This is a genomic window from Bradyrhizobium sp. USDA 3240, from assembly GCF_054063295.1.
In genome coordinates this window covers 7,098,973-7,114,349 of the sequence record NZ_JBSSGD010000002.1, presented here as the reverse complement: position 1 = coordinate 7,114,349, position 15,377 = coordinate 7,098,973, and the positions used below count along the sequence as shown (strand labels likewise).

General features: G+C 62.7%; 14 protein-coding genes. 9 read left to right on the top strand and 5 right to left on the bottom strand.

What is annotated here, in order from left to right; translation table 11 throughout:
• Positions 1-33: 33 nt before the first annotated feature.
• From ACVIGA_RS34205 to ACVIGA_RS34195, 3 genes are read left to right on the top strand one after another with little or no spacing between them, the layout of a single operon-like run.
• A complete protein-coding gene (locus ACVIGA_RS34205; protein ID WP_456669483.1) occupies positions 34-1,356 on the top strand; it encodes an MFS transporter in 1,323 nt (440 codons plus the stop codon).
• Positions 1,357-1,369: 13 nt separating this feature from the next.
• A complete protein-coding gene (locus ACVIGA_RS34200; protein ID WP_456669482.1) occupies positions 1,370-2,047 on the top strand; it encodes a sulfite oxidase-like oxidoreductase in 678 nt (225 codons plus the stop codon).
• Between the two features lie 12 nt (positions 2,048-2,059).
• Entirely contained in the window at positions 2,060-3,280 is a 1,221-nt protein-coding gene (locus ACVIGA_RS34195) for a bifunctional alpha/beta hydrolase/OsmC family protein (protein ID WP_456669481.1), read from the top strand.
• A 133-nt stretch (positions 3,281-3,413) separates the two neighbouring features.
• Here the strand turns inward: ACVIGA_RS34195 and pdxR (ACVIGA_RS34190) are convergent, their stop codons facing one another.
• A complete protein-coding gene (gene pdxR / locus ACVIGA_RS34190) occupies positions 3,414-4,871 on the bottom strand; it encodes a MocR-like pyridoxine biosynthesis transcription factor PdxR (RefSeq protein ID WP_456669480.1) in 1,458 nt (485 codons plus the stop codon).
• Between the two features lie 81 nt (positions 4,872-4,952).
• Here pdxR (ACVIGA_RS34190) and ACVIGA_RS34185 point away from each other — a divergent pair, with 81 nt between their 5' ends.
• Positions 4,953-5,861, top strand: coding sequence for a DMT family transporter (locus ACVIGA_RS34185; protein WP_456669479.1), 909 nt, complete (start codon positions 4,953-4,955; stop codon positions 5,859-5,861).
• A gap of 201 nt (positions 5,862-6,062) precedes the next feature.
• Here the strand turns inward: ACVIGA_RS34185 and ACVIGA_RS34180 are convergent, their stop codons facing one another.
• The gene (locus ACVIGA_RS34180) at positions 6,063-7,055 is read right to left on the bottom strand and encodes a nitrilase-related carbon-nitrogen hydrolase (protein ID WP_456669478.1); all 993 of its coding nucleotides are present in this window, start codon (positions 7,053-7,055) and stop codon (positions 6,063-6,065) included.
• 48 nt (positions 7,056-7,103) lie between these two features.
• On the bottom strand, positions 7,104-7,754 hold the full coding sequence (locus ACVIGA_RS34175; protein WP_456669477.1) for an FMN-dependent NADH-azoreductase: 651 nt from the start codon (positions 7,752-7,754) through the stop codon (positions 7,104-7,106).
• Between the two features lie 206 nt (positions 7,755-7,960).
• Between ACVIGA_RS34175 and pdxR (ACVIGA_RS34170) the strand changes: the two genes are divergently transcribed.
• The 3 genes from pdxR (ACVIGA_RS34170) to ACVIGA_RS34160 all read left to right on the top strand — a co-directional run bounded on the left by pdxR (ACVIGA_RS34170) (position 7,961) and on the right by ACVIGA_RS34160 (position 10,385).
• A complete protein-coding gene (pdxR, locus tag ACVIGA_RS34170) occupies positions 7,961-9,385 on the top strand; it encodes a MocR-like pyridoxine biosynthesis transcription factor PdxR (RefSeq protein WP_456669476.1) in 1,425 nt (474 codons plus the stop codon).
• 129 nt (positions 9,386-9,514) lie between these two features.
• Positions 9,515-9,970, top strand: coding sequence for a carboxymuconolactone decarboxylase family protein (locus ACVIGA_RS34165; RefSeq protein ID WP_456669475.1), 456 nt, complete (start codon positions 9,515-9,517; stop codon positions 9,968-9,970).
• A gap of 94 nt (positions 9,971-10,064) precedes the next feature.
• On the top strand, positions 10,065-10,385 hold the full coding sequence (locus ACVIGA_RS34160; protein WP_456669474.1) for a DMT family transporter: 321 nt from the start codon (positions 10,065-10,067) through the stop codon (positions 10,383-10,385).
• A gap of 116 nt (positions 10,386-10,501) precedes the next feature.
• Here the strand turns inward: ACVIGA_RS34160 and ACVIGA_RS34155 are convergent, their stop codons facing one another.
• Complete coding sequence (locus ACVIGA_RS34155) at positions 10,502-10,837, bottom strand: YeeE/YedE thiosulfate transporter family protein (protein ID WP_456670948.1); 336 nt, start codon at positions 10,835-10,837, stop codon at positions 10,502-10,504.
• A gap of 83 nt (positions 10,838-10,920) precedes the next feature.
• Between ACVIGA_RS34155 and ACVIGA_RS34150 the strand changes: the two genes are divergently transcribed.
• Both ACVIGA_RS34150 and ACVIGA_RS34145 read left to right on the top strand, forming a co-directional pair.
• A complete protein-coding gene (locus ACVIGA_RS34150; RefSeq protein ID WP_456669473.1) occupies positions 10,921-12,084 on the top strand; it encodes a helix-turn-helix domain-containing protein in 1,164 nt (387 codons plus the stop codon).
• A gap of 42 nt (positions 12,085-12,126) precedes the next feature.
• Positions 12,127-14,079 carry a serine hydrolase gene (locus ACVIGA_RS34145; RefSeq protein ID WP_456669472.1) on the top strand — a complete coding sequence of 651 codons (1,953 nt, stop codon included), beginning with the start codon at positions 12,127-12,129 and terminating at the stop codon, positions 14,077-14,079.
• Between the two features lie 175 nt (positions 14,080-14,254).
• On the opposite strand, the gene ACVIGA_RS34140 is transcribed toward ACVIGA_RS34145, so the two are convergent.
• Complete coding sequence (locus ACVIGA_RS34140) at positions 14,255-15,310, bottom strand: YeeE/YedE family protein (protein WP_456669471.1); 1,056 nt, start codon at positions 15,308-15,310, stop codon at positions 14,255-14,257.
• Positions 15,311-15,377 lie beyond the last annotated feature (67 nt).

Sequence of the window (15,377 nt, the reverse complement as noted above, 5' to 3'; positions counted from 1 at the left end):
GAATCGCGCGAGAGAATCCGGGGAGGCCTGCCAATGTCCGAACAAACCGCTCAATCCGCGAGCGACCATCTCGACATCCATGACGTCGAGCGGCGGGTCAAGGCGATCTTCATCGGCTCGGTCGGCAATCTCGTCGAATGGTACGATTTCTACGCCTACACCGCGTTCGCACTGTATTTCGCGCCGGCGTTCTTCCCGCACAGCGATCCGGTGGTGCAGCAGCTCAATGCGGCCGTGCTGTTTGCCGCGACCTTCCTGATGCGCCCGCTCGGCGGCTGGCTGTTCGGCTATATCGCCGACCGCTATGGCCGGCGGCTGTCGCTGACGCTGTCGGTGGTCTGCATGTGCTTCGGCTCGCTGATCATCGCGGTGACGCCGACCTATGCCACCATCGGCATTGCTGCACCGACGATCCTGGCGCTCGCCCGCATCATCGAAGGCCTGAGCCTCGGCGGCGAATATGGCGCCAGTGCCACTTATCTCAGCGAGGTCGCCGACGCCAAACATCGCGGCTTCTATTCGAGCTTCCAATACGTCACGCTGATCGGCGGCCAGCTCACCGCAATCATCGTGCTGCTGTTGCTGCAAAAGGTGTTCCTGACGCCGGACGAGCTAAAGGCCTGGGGCTGGCGGATTCCCTTCGTGATCGGCGCCATGCTCGCGATCTTCGCGGCGGTGATGCGGCGCGGCCTGCACGAGACCGAAGCGTTCGAGGAGGCCAAGAAGCTCTCCAAGCCGACCGGCTCGATCGTCGGCCTGTTGAACTATCCGCGCGAATTGCTGCTGGTGGTCGGCCTCACCGCCGGCGGCACCGCGGCGTTCTATACCTTCACCACCTACATGCAGACCTTCGTGAAGCTGTCGGTCGGCCTCACCGAGGACCAGACCACTTTCGTGATCTTCGGCTCGCTGATCTTCGCGACCTTCCTGCAGCCGATCTATGGCGCGCTGTCCGACCGGATCGGCCGCAAGCCGCTGCTGATCTTTTTCGGCGTCGTCGGCACGCTGGCGACGATCCCGATCCTGACCGCCCTGAAGGAGACCAAGTCGCCCTTCATCGCTTTCCTTCTGATCTGCAGCGCCTGGATCTTCGTCGCCGGTTACACCTCGATCAATGCGATCGTGAAGGCCGAGCTGTTCCCGACCAATGTCCGTGCGCTCGGCGTCGGCCTGCCCTACGCCATCACGGTATCGATCTTCGGCGGCACCGCGCCTGCGGTCGCGCTCTATTTCAAGAGCATCGGGCATGAAGACTGGTTCTACTATTATCTCAGCGGCATGATCTTCCTGTCGCTCCTGATCTACTCGACCATGCGCGACACCAAGCACGATTCCGCGATGCATCGCCACGAATGATGGCGCCACGCCGATGACCGACGACGCCGAGCCGCCCGAGAGCAAGCTGACGCGCAGCAAGCAACGCTGGGCGCGCGAGGGCAAATTCCTCACCGGCAAGGTGACCCGGCCGGACGAGCAGCGCCTGCCGCCGGGACAGCATCTGACGGCTGACTGGCCGGTGCTCGATCTCGGGCTGATGCCGAACGTAACGCGGGAGCGCTGGCGGCTCGACGTCTACGGCGCGGTCGAGCAGACGATCTACTGGACCTGGCCGCAATTCGCGGCGCAGCCGCAGACCCGGTTCGTCTCCGACATTCACTGCGTCACCACCTGGTCGCGCTACGACAATCAGTGGGAGGGGCTTTCGACCCGCGACCTGCTCGCCGCCTGCCGGCCGCGCGATGACGCCCGCTTCGTCGCGCTGCATTCGTATGACGGTTATACGACGAACCTGGCGCTCGAGGATTTCGCTGCCGAGGACGCGCTGCTCGCCCATAGCTGGTCGGGCAAGCCGCTGGAGCAGGAGCATGGCGGCCCGGTGCGGCTGGTGGTGCCGCATCTCTATTTCTGGAAGAGCGCGAAGTGGCTGCAGCGCATCGAATTCCTGACCGAAGATGCGCCCGGCTTCTGGGAGGTGCGCGGCTATCACAATCGCGGTGATCCCTGGACCGAACAGCGCTATTCTGCGACTGACCGATCAACACAATGATGGAGCCTGCCCGTGCCGCATGAACGCTTTCAATTCACCGGTGTGGGCGGCCATCAGCTTGCCGCCGTGCTTGATACGCCTGATGGCCCAATCAAGGCCTATGCGCTGTTCGCGCACTGCTTCACCTGCGGCAAGGACGTACTAGCGGCCAAGCGCATCGCTGTTGCCCTCGCCGCCAAGGGTATTGCCACACTGCGGTTCGACTTCACCGGCCTCGGCTCCAGCGAAGGCGATTTCGCCAATTCGACGTTCACATCGAACGTCGCCGATCTCGTCCGCGCTGCCGACCATCTGCGCGAGACCCGCAAGGCGCCCGCGATCCTGATCGGCCACAGCCTCGGCGGCGCCGCGATCCTCGCGGCCGCGGGCCAAATTCCCGAGGCGAAGGCGGTCGCCACCATCGCAGCGCCCTCCGATCCCGTCCATGTCACACACTTCTTCAAGGACCGGATCGAGGACATCCGCGCGCAGGGTGAAGGCGAAGTGTCGCTCGCCGGCCGCCCGTTCCGCATCAAGCGCGAATTCCTCGACGACGTCGCGGAGCAGAACTTGATGGCGCAGGTCACCAAGCTGCACAAGGCGCTGCTGGTGATGCATTCGCCGACCGACGACACCGTCGGCATCGACAACGCCACCAATATCTTCATCGCGGCCAAGCACCCGAAGAGCTTCGTCTCGCTTGCGGGCGCCGATCATCTGCTGAGCGGCAAGCAGGATGCCGCCTATGTCGCCGACGTGATCGGCGCCTGGGCGGAGCGCTACGTCGACCTCGCGCCACAGCCGGTGGCCGATGCCGGCAGCGCGCCGCGCAACGTCGTGGTGCAGGAGACCCGCAACGGCAAGTTCCAGCAGATCGTCACCACCGGTCCGCACCGGTTGATCGCCGACGAACCGGTCGCCGTCGGCGGCGATGACACCGGCCCCGGGCCTTACGATTTCCTGCTCACTGGGCTCGGCGCCTGCACCTCGATGACGATGCGGATGTATGCCGACCGCAAGTCGCTGCCGGTCGATCGCATCACCGTCACGCTCCAGCACAACAAGATCTACGCCAAGGATTGCGAGGAGTGCGAGACGCGCGAGGGCATGCTCGACCAGATCGATCGCGTCATCAGGATCGAGGGCGACCTCGATGCTGACCAGCGCAAGCGGCTGATGGAGATCGCCGACAAATGCCCGGTGCACAAGACGCTGACGTCGGAGGTGCGGATCGTGACCAAGGCGGCGGAGTAAGGGGCGCACTGAAAATATCGAAAACAACCCTATGCACAGTAGCCGGCGGCCAAAGGCCTGCGACACGGCAACTTGACACGTCGGGCAACTCAGGGATATATTTCCATTATTCCGAAATCGTGCGAACGCCCCTCTACCCACGCGCCGCGCGCTTCCCCGTCAGGCAATTCGCCATGATCCGGACCGCGGCGCCGATCTCGTTCTCGCGCCAGGCGGCGAATCCGAGCAGCAGGCCATGGTCGTGCGGCCGCTCCAGCGCGAGACTCGACAACGCGCGCACCTCGACCCCGGCTGCGATCAGCCGCGTCACGGCGCTCCGGTCCGCGGCGCCATCCTTGAATCGGGCAATCAACTGCATGCCGCCCGGCGGGACTTCGGCTGTCAGCACCGGCTCGAGCTGCCGCGCCAGCGCCGCCGCGAGGTGATCGCGGCGCGCGCGATAGATGCGCCGCATCCGCCTGACATGCGCCAGGAAGTGCCCGTCGCCCATGAAGCCGGCCAGCGCCTCCTGGACGTGCACGGAGGCCATCAGCCCGAGGTGGCGCTGCGCGATCTCCATCGTCCGCGCCAGTTGTGGCGGCACCACCAGATAACCGATGCGGATATCGGCGGTCGTCGCCTTGGCGAAGGTGCCGAGATAGAGCACGCGTCCCTCGCGATCGAGCCCTTGCAGGGCCGGCATCGGGCGGCTGTCATAATGAAACTCGCCGTCGTAATCATCCTCGACGATCCAGGTCTTGCCGGGCTCGGCCGCCGCCAGCAGCTCGGTGCGGCGTGCCACCGGCATCAGCCGCCCGGTCGGATGCTGATGCGAGGGCGTCGTGAAGATGAGCTTCGGCGCGCGCGCCTCGCGCGTCCGCATCATGCCCCATTGATCGAGCCTGACGCCGACGACGTCGGCACCCGCCGCGCGAAACGCCGCCGCGGCGCCGGGATAGCCGGGATCTTCGGTCCACACCGCATCACCGGTAACAATAGTGGTCGCGGCGATCAGCGTCAGCGCCGCCTGCGCCGTCGGCAGGATCAGGATTTGATCGGCCTCGGCACGCACGCCGCGGCTGATTTCGAGATAATCGCGCAACGCCTCGCGCAGGCTCGGCCGGTTGATCACGGTCTGATCGTTGAAGCGGCGGCGCAATGCGCTGCGGCGCAGGCAGCGCGCCCAGATCTCGTGTGGAAACTCGCGCGCATCCGCGAGCCCGGGACGTAGCGGCCGGAAATCGGCCTGGTAGGACAGCGGCCAATCCGTGCCCGAGAGCTGCAAGGCCCAGGGCGACAGCAGCGGCTTGCGGGCGGCATCGCGCCGCGGCGCCGGCACCGCCCTGGCGAAGCGCGCCTCAATATCGTCTGACACCACCGGCCGCCGCCGCGCGGCGACGCGCAGATATCCCTCGGCCGCGAGCTGCTCGTAGGCGTGCGTGACGGTGTTGCGCGACACGTCGAGCTCGGCCGCAAGGGTGCGGCTCGATGGCAGCTCGGCCCCGCTCCTGATCCGGCCGCTTGCCATCAGTCCGCGCAGCTGCTGCGTCAGCTGCGCGGTCAGCCCGGCATCATCGGCACGCTTCAGCGCGAGCAATTCAGCGAGAATCAATCTGGCTCCTTTGATCTGTCAAATCTGGCTCTTTCGAGAGAGCCAGCGCGATCCTATTCAGAAGCGGTATCGCCTGCAAGGATGCCGCCCGTGAACCAATCACTCTCCCCTGCCAAGGCCACCGCCCTGTTCATCGTCGTGGTGCTGGCCTGGGGCATCAACTGGTCGGTGACGAAATCGCTGGTCGTGTCGGTGCCGCCGCTGTGGACCGCATCGATCCGTAGCTGGGTCGCGCTGGTCGCCCTGCTGGTGATCCTGCGGGCCAGCGGCAATTTGATCATCCCGCGGATCGCTGATGTTCCTGTCGTGCTCAGCGTCGCGCTCTTGCACATGACGTTCTTCTCGACACTGGTCGCCGCCGGCCTGCGCTATCTGCCGGCCAGCAAGGGCATCGTGCTCGGCTACACCACGCCGCTGTGGGTCGCGCTCGCCGCCGGCGCCGCGCGAACCGAACGCCTCGGCGCGCTCAAGCTGGTCGGTGTCGCGCTGGGGCTCGCGGGCCTCTGCGTGATCCTCAACCCGGCGTCGCTGGACTGGAGCAATCTGCACGTCATCGCCGGCGCCGGCATGATCATCCTCGCCGCGATCTGCTGGGCCGCCAACATCATCTACATCCGCTCGCACCGCTGGGTCGCGACGCCGTTGCAGCTGTTGCTGTGGCAGGTGCTGGTCGCGACGCTGGTGCTGACCACGACGGCGCTGGTCACCGAGGGCGTGCCCACGGTGACATGGTCGCCGCACCTCGTGCTGCTGTTCCTCTATTCCGGCTTCATCGGCACCGCGCTGGCCTATTGGGCGATGTCCATGGTCAACAAGAGCCTGCCGGCGCTGACGACCTCGCTCGGCACGACGGGGACGCCGATCGTTGGCATCGTGACCGCGGCATTGCTGCTCGGCGAGCCGATCGATCTGTCGCTCGCGATCGCCGCGGCGCTGATCGTCGGCGGCATCGCGTTGAGCGCGCTCGCGGACGCGCCGGTGCGTGCGTAATTAGGGCCTGTACTCATGGACTCGTCACGTCCGCTTCGATCTCCGAAGCTGGTGTCGAAACCTACGTCGCTGCATGTCGGCCCTGGGCCAAGAACGGACGTATCCGGTACCGAATTGAGCGCGGGAAGTCCGTCATTCGATGTCACAAAGGGTTTGCGGCCCGGAGTCCAAAGAATACACCTCGCGCAATTGCGTCCCGCACTATGCCGCCCTCACGTTATCTTCATCAGTTGGATCAGCGATCGTCGGCAAGGTATGCATACCGCGTTCATGGAAGTGGGTCGCCGGTGTGCGATCGATGGCCAGACTGAGAAGTTCCGGTCGACTGTAGTGGCCGCGCGAGTCCATCAGTTGCTTGCGTCGATCGATTAACACGAAATCCAGATCGGCGATCACCTGGCCTTGACCAGAACGCAAGGGTTCACCGATCAATTCACCTTCTGGCGAGATGATCGCGGTGAAGCAGCCGCCGGAGATTGGCCCAATGCCGCACCCGGTGTCCTTCATGATCTGTGCTTGCTGTTCGCCATCCAGCCACGCCGTTGCGCTGACAACGAAACAACCGGCTTCAAGGGCGTGATGGCGGATACTGACTTGTGTCTGCTCGGCAAATCGATCACCCGCGAATGAACCCGGATACATCGCAGAATGGATTTGTTCGCCGTCAGCCATCAGGGCGTAGCGCGCCAGCGGATTGTAATGCTCCCAGCATGCCAACTGGCCGATACGGCCGACCACACTATCCACTGCGCGCAGCCCGGAGCCATCGCCCTGGCCCCAAATCATGCGCTCATGAAAAGTGGGACTGATCTTGCGGCGACGTTGGACTAAGGTGCCGTCTGCGTCGAACAACAATTGCGTATTATAGAGCGTGCCGCCGTCGCGCTCGTTGACGCCTATCGACACCACCATCCTAGCCTGCCTCGCAGCCTCACCGATGGCTTCCGTGGTGGCTGAGGGTACCGTTACGGCCTGATCGAGCAGCCGGAGGTGCTCCTTGCCGGTTCGGAGCTCGAAAGGAGTCTGGACGAATGAGAAATAGGGATAGTACGGCACCACCGTTTCCGGGAACGTGGCGAACTGGACCCCCAGTTTGGCGAGCTCCGCGATTTTCTGAATCACTTTTTGCACCGTACCTTCCCGGCTATAGAGCACGGGACTGATCTGTACGGCAGCGGCTTTGACGATGGTCATGCTTGCTCTCCCAGAATACGGATTGGGCCTACGGGGACCGGTGGCCGCTCATACAGCTTGCTGAAGCAACGCCATCGAATTGCGCGCGAAACGGAGGAAGAACCTCTGCATTGCTTGATCGGTCTTGGTTCGGGCTTCGACCAATGCATCGGGACCAAGGGCCGACCCTTCAATGGAGAAGAACGTCAGATCATGCAGCCCAATGGAACCCAGTATAGCTTTGAGATACGGCGTGATAAAATCGGGCTGATGCGTGCGCTCGCCGGAAAATCTTCCGCCCGATGACACTGCGACAAAAACCGGACGGTCGCGCAGCGCACCTATTTTTCCTTCGGCAGTCACGTGGAACGTTCGACGGACTCGAACGACGTGATCTATCCACATCTTGAGAGCCGCAGGCACGGTGAAGTTATGCATCGGAGTTGCGATGACCACGAAGTCGGCGCTCTCGAGCTCCTGGATCAGTGCTTCAGACCGGGACATAGAGCCTTCGGGAGACAGTTCCGCAAACGACCGCTCCGTCGCGCCAAGAGCTGTTGCATAATTCTCATCCAGATCGGTGATGGCACCACCGATCGGTCGAATGATGACCGTTGCCTTGGGTTCGCTATTCAGCAAATGGCCGACGATTGTTTGAGATAGCCTGTAGCTCTCCGATGCCTGCCCGCGGGGGCTGCAAATCAAATGCAGTATTTTCATGATCGGCTTTCCATCGCTGTTGTCTGAACTCTGACTGAACGATAGCCAATCGCGCGGCCTGCATCCAAGGACCATGAATGAGCTTTGCGACTGGTCCATGATTCACCGCGCGATGAACTTGACCGCTGCGGCCTGCGAGAAGTGGAGACCGATCCGAGCCGTTGTGGCATAGTCGGTTTTCGTTCATCCACGGATCGGATCAGGCCATGCGTGCCGCGAAGCCCGAAAACCTCTCGTCGCTTGATCCGACGGCGGCGTCACCGTTCTACCGGCAGATCTACGATAGGTTTCGCGACGCCATCGCCAATGGAATGTTGAAACCCGGCGACCGTATTCCCTCGGCACGGGTGCTGACCAAGGAGTTGGGGCTGGCCAGAGGCACCATCGAAACGGCGTATTCCTTGCTGGCCGCCGAGGGGTATATCGAGGCGCGCGGTCAGGCAGGGACCATAGTAAGCCCGGATCTCGAGCCGCGAACGCCCATCGCGAGCCCGGTGCCTTTGCCGGACATCCCCGACATCGACGCTGTCAGTTTTCGTCCGGATTCCATCCTGCCGTTCCAGATGGGCTTGCCGGCCCTGGATGCCTTTCCTCGCAAGATCTGGGCGCGCCTTGGCGCGCGCAGTGTGCGCGCCATGCAGCCTTCTGACATGATCCATCCTTCCGTGTACGGCTTGCCTTTGCTGCGTGCGGAAATCGCGAGGTACCTCCAGGTTTCGCGGGGGATCAGCTGCCGGCCATCACAGGTGTTCGTCACCTCGGGCTATCGTCAAACCGTGGAGCTGATTGGTTATGCCCTCCTGAAGGCGGGTGATCGCGTCTGGCTCGAAGACCCGGGCTATCCGCCCACCGGGGAAATATTCAACCATATGCGCATCGAAGGTGTCTCCGTGCCGGTCGACGGGGAGGGCATGGTTGTTTCCGATGCCGTCAAGCTGGCGCCCAAGGCGCACGCAGCGGTGGTCACGCCCGCGCATCAGAGCCCGCTCTGCATGTCCTTGTCGTTGCCCCGGCGCCTCGCGCTCCTGGACTGGGCCGCACGAAACAAGGCATGGATCATCGAAGACGACTACGATGGCGAATACCGCTATGTCAGCCGCCCACTCCCTGCCTTGAAGAGCCTCGATCGCGATGGGCGGGTGCTCTATGCAGGCACGTTCAGCAAGGTGCTCTTTCCAGGCATGCGGCTTGCGTATCTCGTAGTGCCGGAACAGAAGGTGGAGCGGTTTGAACAGGTTGCTGAAAGCCTTTCAGCGGGTTGTCCCGGGCTCACGCAAACTATCGTCACTGCATTCATCGCCGAAGGACATTTCGCGCGCCATATCCAGCGGATGAGGAAGCTCTATGCCGAGCGCCGAGAGGCGACGGCCGCGGGCCTGGAAAGCGTTCTGGGAAAATATGTGCGAATAGATTCACAGCCGGGGGGCATGCACCTGATCTTGCGTCTGCGAGGCAACCGATCAGACCGCCGGCTCGTCGCAAGTATGCGGGAACAGAATTTGTACGCAGAAGCACTCACGGACTGGACGACACGCAACGATGGAGCTTCGGCCCTTCTTTTAAATTTCACAAATATTGACTCCCGGCGCACCGTCGAAAATTTCGGACGGCGCATTTTGAAATTGATGTGATGGCGGCGGCTGGTGCGAGATCTGCTGGAGTCCAAAATCATGGCACACCTGCAAAGACCAATCATGGACCTTCTTGAATAGGCCAAGATACAGCACGATGGAATCCTTCAACCAGATGAGGATTCAATCATGAACAAGCGCATTGATTACGCCAAGGCTTCGCCGGACGGCTTCAAGTCTTTCGGGGGAGTCTATGTCTATCTTCAAAAAAGCGGCCTCCCAAAGCAACTCGTCGATCTCGTGTATCTGCGGGTTTCGCAGATCAACGGCTGCGCCTACTGTATCGATATGCACTCCCGCGACCTGCTCAAGTCTGGCGTCGCCGTCGACAAACTCGTGCTGGTGCCTGTATGGCGCGACGCGGGGCAAGTCTTCAGTGATCGCGAACGCTCTGCGCTAGCCTGGACAGAAACCGTGACGCGGGTGGCCGAAACCGGCGTTCCCGATGCCGACTATGAGGCCGCGGCTGGCGAATTCAACGACAAGGAGCTCGCTGACCTCACCTATGCCATTGGCTTGATGAGTGCGTTCAACCGATTGGGAATTTCGTTTCGCTCGATTCCAGCTGCCGCCGGCAAGGCTTGAGGCACCCACACATTTCGCGCATGGAAATTCGTCCATGCGCGCACCCTGCGACGTCCGGCCGTAGCGCCGGCGACGAGTGAATGGATTTACGCACATGGCATGGATAATGCTGGCCTCCGCCGGCTTTCTCGAAATCGGGTTCGCGTTCGGCATGAAGTGGTCTGCAGGGTTTACGCAGCTGGTACCTGGGCTGTTCACGGCTGCTACCGGCTTGTCGAGCGTCTTTCTTCTCTCACTCGCGCTCCGGACACTTCCAGTAGGAACGGGGTACGCGATCTGGACCGGCATCGGCGCCGCGGGTACCGCCATTCTAGGTATCGCAGTGTTAGGTGACTCCGCGTCGCCCGCGCGGCTGCTTTGCATTGTTTTGATTGTAGCAGGCGTGATTGGACTAAAGCTTGTCTCGGTAAACTGAGATGCCGCTTTGCCGCAAGAAGCTCAGCGTCCGCTTTGGGTCATAAGGCGCCGATAACTACCGAACCGGGCAACTTCCACTTTATGACTGGAAGCCGACGGTCATGAGTACACGCCCTAGGCCGTCGCGAGCGGCCTGACCCGCAAGCTCCCGCGCAGGCCGGCGCCGGTGCCGAGCATGATGCCGGCGATTGCGACGAAGGACGACAGCGACAGCGTCGACAGGCGGGTCAGCCCCTGCCCGACCGAGCAGCCGAACGGCATCATGCCGCCCGCGCCCATCAGCGCGGCGCCGCCTGCCGAGCGCAGCATGTGCTGCGGCAAGCAATAGCCTTCGAACTGGAAGCGCCCGGTGGCAAGCGCCGTCACCAGGCTGCCGGCGAACACGCCGAGCCGGATCGGGGCTCTTTCAGTTCGTAGCCGCTTCGAGATTATCTGACGACCCGACATCAGTTGCGCCCAGGGCGTATGAGCGAGCCTGCGCGGCTCAACAATGGCACTTGGGAGTATTTCCGAGAGTGGGCACCAGCGGTTTGATGTCGATTGACCTCGGGTTACGAGGCGCCGTCATAGCATTGTGCCTGCTGATCGCAGCTATGGCGCTACGCGATCGCCGCGATAGCACGGCCGCACTGCTGGGCGCCGCGCTCGCAATCGGCGCTGCGGCTTCGATGGTCTGCTCGGCGCCCACGTTCCCGCGGCCATTTGCGTGGTGGGGCCTGTTGCTACTGGCGTTGTCCAGCGCGAACAGTGTCGTGTTCTGGCTATGGGCGCGTGCTGCCTTCGATGACGATTTCGTACCACAGCCTTGGCATGGCGTCTTGTGGGCGGCCGTCGCCGTCGCTCAGTGGCTGGACGCCAGCGGAGTCACAAGATCGGCGGCGCTCGAGCTTGCGATCGAACGCACGCTGTCGTTTGCCTCTCTCGGCCTGGCCCTGTTGGCGGTGGCGCAGACGCTCGTCACTTGGCCGGCGGACCTTGTGCAAGGCCGGCGTGGGCTCCGGCTGGTCGTCCTGATCGGCGCGTCGGCCCAAACCGTTCTCAACTCTTACTTGAGCTTCCTGGAGCAGCCCTCGCATCCCACTTTTTCCATGACTAGCGTCGCCAACGCCTTCGTTCTGTTCGCGTTAGCTGGTTTGAGCACATGGAATCTGCTGGAGGCGGGGACGCGGAAAGGTTCGATCCTGCTGCCCGCCGCAAACGTCCCCTCCAGCGCGCCAACCAAGGCGTCTGACGCAACGATTGAACCGGCTCTCCTGCGCCGGTTGGAACAGCTCATAACGGTTGAGCGCATCTACCGGCGTGAGGGGTTGACCATCAAATTGTTATCCGTCGAGCTCGGCGTGCCGGAGTACCGGCTGCGGCAACTCATCAACGAGGGCCTCGGTTATCGCAATTTCAATGCGTTCCTCAATCATTACCGGATCGGGGAAGCCAAGGCAGCGCTGGTCGACCCTAAACAAGTGGAAGTCCCGGTGCTGACAATTGCCATGGACACTGGTTTCCAGTCGATCGGGCCGTTCAACCGCGCCTTCAAGGCGGCGACCAATATGACCCCAACCGAATTCCGCCGTCTCTCAATGGCGGGAAATGCAGCCCCGGTAAAGCGATCGATTGAAGATCGGCCAGTCGAGTTGAGGAATCGGCCAGCCGGTTTGCAGGAATCGGCGAGAAGCAATCGAAAACATTCGACAGACTGATGGCGATCCTTCCTCGCATTAGCTGCGCCAACGGGGATCCCCATGCGAAATCAGCGGTTTGTCGTTCTATTGGCCGCGCTGGCGGCGCTTACACTCGGTCCGGCAGGGGCGGCGCTTGCCGACGATTTGCAGACCGTCGGTGACCCGGACAGTCTCGGTTTTTCGGCGCGGCGGCTGGCGCGCATGACCTCCTGGTTCGAAGCGCAGAGCGAAAAAGGCGATCCTTCCGGTTTTGTCGTGGGGATCGCTCGGGGCGGCAAGCTCGCCTATTTGCAAGCCACCGGCTTCGAGGACCACGACAAGAAAACGCCGATGCGGCCGGATTCGATCTTTCGCATCGGATCGATGTCCAAGCAAATCACCAGCGTCGCCACCATGATGCTGGTCGACGAAGGCAAGCTCGACCTTGATGCTCCCGTGGCCCAGTATCTGCCGGAGCTCAGGGATATGCAGGTCGTCAAAAAGGATCCGGTCACCGGGGATCCGATCCTCTCGGATGTTGCGCGGAATATTTTTGAACCGGCGAAGCGTGCGATGACGATCCGGGACCTGCTGCGCAATACGTCCGGCCTCGTTTATGCTTCGCCGGACTACGCCGATCCCGGATTTGAGAATGCCGCGATTCACGTACTGTACGGCGCCAGGGCGCCGTTCCGGCGCGACAAGCCTATCGCGGACTTCGTCGCGAGCCTCGGCGCCCTGCCGCTTCTGCACCAGCCGGGCGAAGTCTGGGAATATGCCATCGGCTACGACGTGCTCGGCCGCGTCATTGAAGTCGTGTCGGGACAGCCCTTCGATCAGTTTCTGCAAAGCCGCCTCTTCGCGCCGCTGCATATGGTCGATAGCGGCTTCTCGGTACCGCAGGACAAGCTTGCCCGTCTCGTCGCCGTGCCGGGGCCGCAGCCCCAACCCCCTTTCGCGAATAGCGACGTCGGCAAGCCGCAGACGTTCTTCTCGGGCGGCGGAGGCATCGTCTCCACGGTTCCTGATTTTCTGCGCTTCTGCCAGATGCTGCTCAACGGCGGCGAGCTTGACGGCGTGCGTATCTTGAAGCCCGAAACGGTCAGGCTGATGACGACGAATTCGCTGCCGCCCGACATGCATCTTGCAGGACACGAAGTCGGTCCAGCATTTGGCACCGGATGGGGGCTCGGCTTCGCTGTTCGCACCAATCCGGATTTCAGTCTGATTCCCGGCGCGGTCGGCAGCTTCAACTGGCAAGGAAGCTGGGGCACATTTTTCTCGGTTGATCCGGTGCAGAAGCTGATTTTGGTGATGATGATGCAGCGGAGCGAGCACAGCGAGAACGGTTTCTATTTCAATGCCATCCGGCGTCTGCCATACACCGCGTTGAAGGTTCCTGAAGCTCCCGTCGCGTCGGGGCGAGGAAATGCCGAAGACCTCGCTGAATATGTCGGACGCTACGATTTCGGCGGCTCCGCAAGTTCGCTGGACCGGCAGGCCTTCGTCGCCGACGGGAATGGCTGGACCGGGCTTGAGTCCGTTGTCGCGGAGGCCGGCGGCCTCAGAGTGATTAAATTGGTCGACGCAGGCCCTGCCGCTAAGGCAGGCGTCATGGCGGGAGATCTCATCGCCGCGGTCGGCGACAGCTCTATCAGGGGCCTGACCCTGGAAGCGGCCTTTCGCCGGATTTCAGGTCCGGTCAACGCCGCGATCAAGCTCAAAATCTTCCGCCAAAACCAAAGTAATCCGATCGTTGTCACCTTTACCCGAGAGGCTGTCCCTTCGCACAGCGTCCAGCTTCGAATTCGTGTCGCAGATGGCAGGCTGGTCGTTGAAGCAACAGGCGGGTGGTCGATCCTTGATTTTGACAGAGGCCAACCGACGCCCGTGGCGGTTCGCTCAAAGGATGAATTCCAGGTCGAGAGTGGCGATCACACGCGGATCGCCTTCGTCAGAGACGCAGCCGGCAAAGTCAACGGCGCGGTTCTCAATCCGGGACCACGGGAGCAACGCGGCGTACTCGCACAATAAGGGACACTGGCAGCTGATGAAATTGGCGGGAGCTTGCGTTGCTCGAACATCAGGTGTCAGGCGGCCAGAGATGGTGGCGGTCTCGACTTCCGCTCAGGGTCATGAGCCGCCGATAACTACCGAACTGGGCAACTTCCGCTTTATGACTGGAAGCCGCCGGTTATGAGTAAGCCCCCTAGGCCACCGCGAGCGGCCTGACCCGCAAGGCGCCGCGCAGGCCGGCGCCGGTGCCGAGCATGATGCCGGCGATTGCGATGAAGGACGACAGCGACAGCGTCGACAAGCCAGTGAGCCCCTGCCCCACCGAGCAGCCGAACGCCATCACGCCGCCGGCGCCCATCAGCGCGGCACCGCCTGCCGAGCGCAGCATGTGCTGCGGCGACCGATAGCCTTCGAACTGGAAGCGCCCGGTGGTAACAGCGGTGACCAGGCTGCCGGCGAACACGCCGAACACGGTGACGATGCCGAAATTGAGCGTCGAGCCGGTCGACAGCATCACATATTGCAGCGCGTCGGCGATCGGCGCGATGAAGGTGAGCGAGGTCACCGGCACTGGATTGAAATCATCGGCGCCGAGATAGCCGGTCGCGTACCAGCCGCCCGCCACCAGCAGGCCGACGATCAGGCCGGCCGCGATCTGGCCCGGCGATTTACGAAACGGCGCATGGGCAAAGGCGAAGATGATCAGCACGGCTGACAGTACCGAGGCCGCCACCATCCGCGCCGGCACCGCGCCGAGGCCGGCGCTCGCCAGCAGCGCCGGCACCGAATTGGTGGCGACCGTAGCCTGCGACGCCTGCACCATCGCGATCCGCATTGGCGCAATCAGGCCCTTCAGCGTCATCTCGGCGACGATGCCGAGCACGATCACGACCACGAAGGAGCGCAGATTGCCGCGCCCGAGCAGCACCAGCGCCCGCGAGCCGCAGCCGTTCGACAGCACCATGCCGTAGCCGAACAACAGCCCGCCGAGGAACATCACCGGCGCCGAGAAGGACGGTTGCAGATAGATCGACTTGCCGAGATCGACGAGGCCGGCCGCCGCCAGCAGCTGCGAGGCCGCGATCGCAACCCCCATCGCCAGCGCATAGGTGCGCACCAGCCGGCCGTCGCCGTCCGCCCACCAACCGCGCAGGCCGCTCATCATGCAGAAGCCGCTGACGAGCCCGACCGAGCCATAGATCAGGCCGATGATCAGCGCGGCGAGGATGACAATGGTGCCGGTGTCCATAACAATCCTTCAATTGCCTTCGTCATTGCGAGCGAAGCGAAGCAATCCATACTATCACACGACAGAG

What these genes read in the sequence shown, in the direction of transcription:
- ACVIGA_RS34180 (WP_456669478.1), bottom strand. Translation starts at nt 7,055, where the DNA reads ATGACCATCGTCAAAGCCGCTGCCGTACAGATCAGTCCCGTGCTCTAT.
- ACVIGA_RS34160 (WP_456669474.1), top strand. Translation starts at nt 10,065, where the DNA reads ATGGCATGGATAATGCTGGCCTCCGCCGGCTTTCTCGAAATCGGGTTC.
- ACVIGA_RS34150 (WP_456669473.1), top strand. Translation starts at nt 10,921, where the DNA reads ATGTCGATTGACCTCGGGTTACGAGGCGCCGTCATAGCATTGTGCCTG.
- ACVIGA_RS34175 (WP_456669477.1), bottom strand. Translation starts at nt 7,754, where the DNA reads ATGAAAATACTGCATTTGATTTGCAGCCCCCGCGGGCAGGCATCGGAG.
- ACVIGA_RS34205 (WP_456669483.1), top strand. Translation starts at nt 34, where the DNA reads ATGTCCGAACAAACCGCTCAATCCGCGAGCGACCATCTCGACATCCAT.
- ACVIGA_RS34185 (WP_456669479.1), top strand. Translation starts at nt 4,953, where the DNA reads ATGCCGCCCGTGAACCAATCACTCTCCCCTGCCAAGGCCACCGCCCTG.
- ACVIGA_RS34200 (WP_456669482.1), top strand. Translation starts at nt 1,370, where the DNA reads ATGACCGACGACGCCGAGCCGCCCGAGAGCAAGCTGACGCGCAGCAAG.
- pdxR (WP_456669476.1), top strand. Translation starts at nt 7,961, where the DNA reads ATGCGTGCCGCGAAGCCCGAAAACCTCTCGTCGCTTGATCCGACGGCG.
- ACVIGA_RS34145 (WP_456669472.1), top strand. Translation starts at nt 12,127, where the DNA reads ATGCGAAATCAGCGGTTTGTCGTTCTATTGGCCGCGCTGGCGGCGCTT.
- ACVIGA_RS34165 (WP_456669475.1), top strand. Translation starts at nt 9,515, where the DNA reads ATGAACAAGCGCATTGATTACGCCAAGGCTTCGCCGGACGGCTTCAAG.
- ACVIGA_RS34140 (WP_456669471.1), bottom strand. Translation starts at nt 15,310, where the DNA reads ATGGACACCGGCACCATTGTCATCCTCGCCGCGCTGATCATCGGCCTG.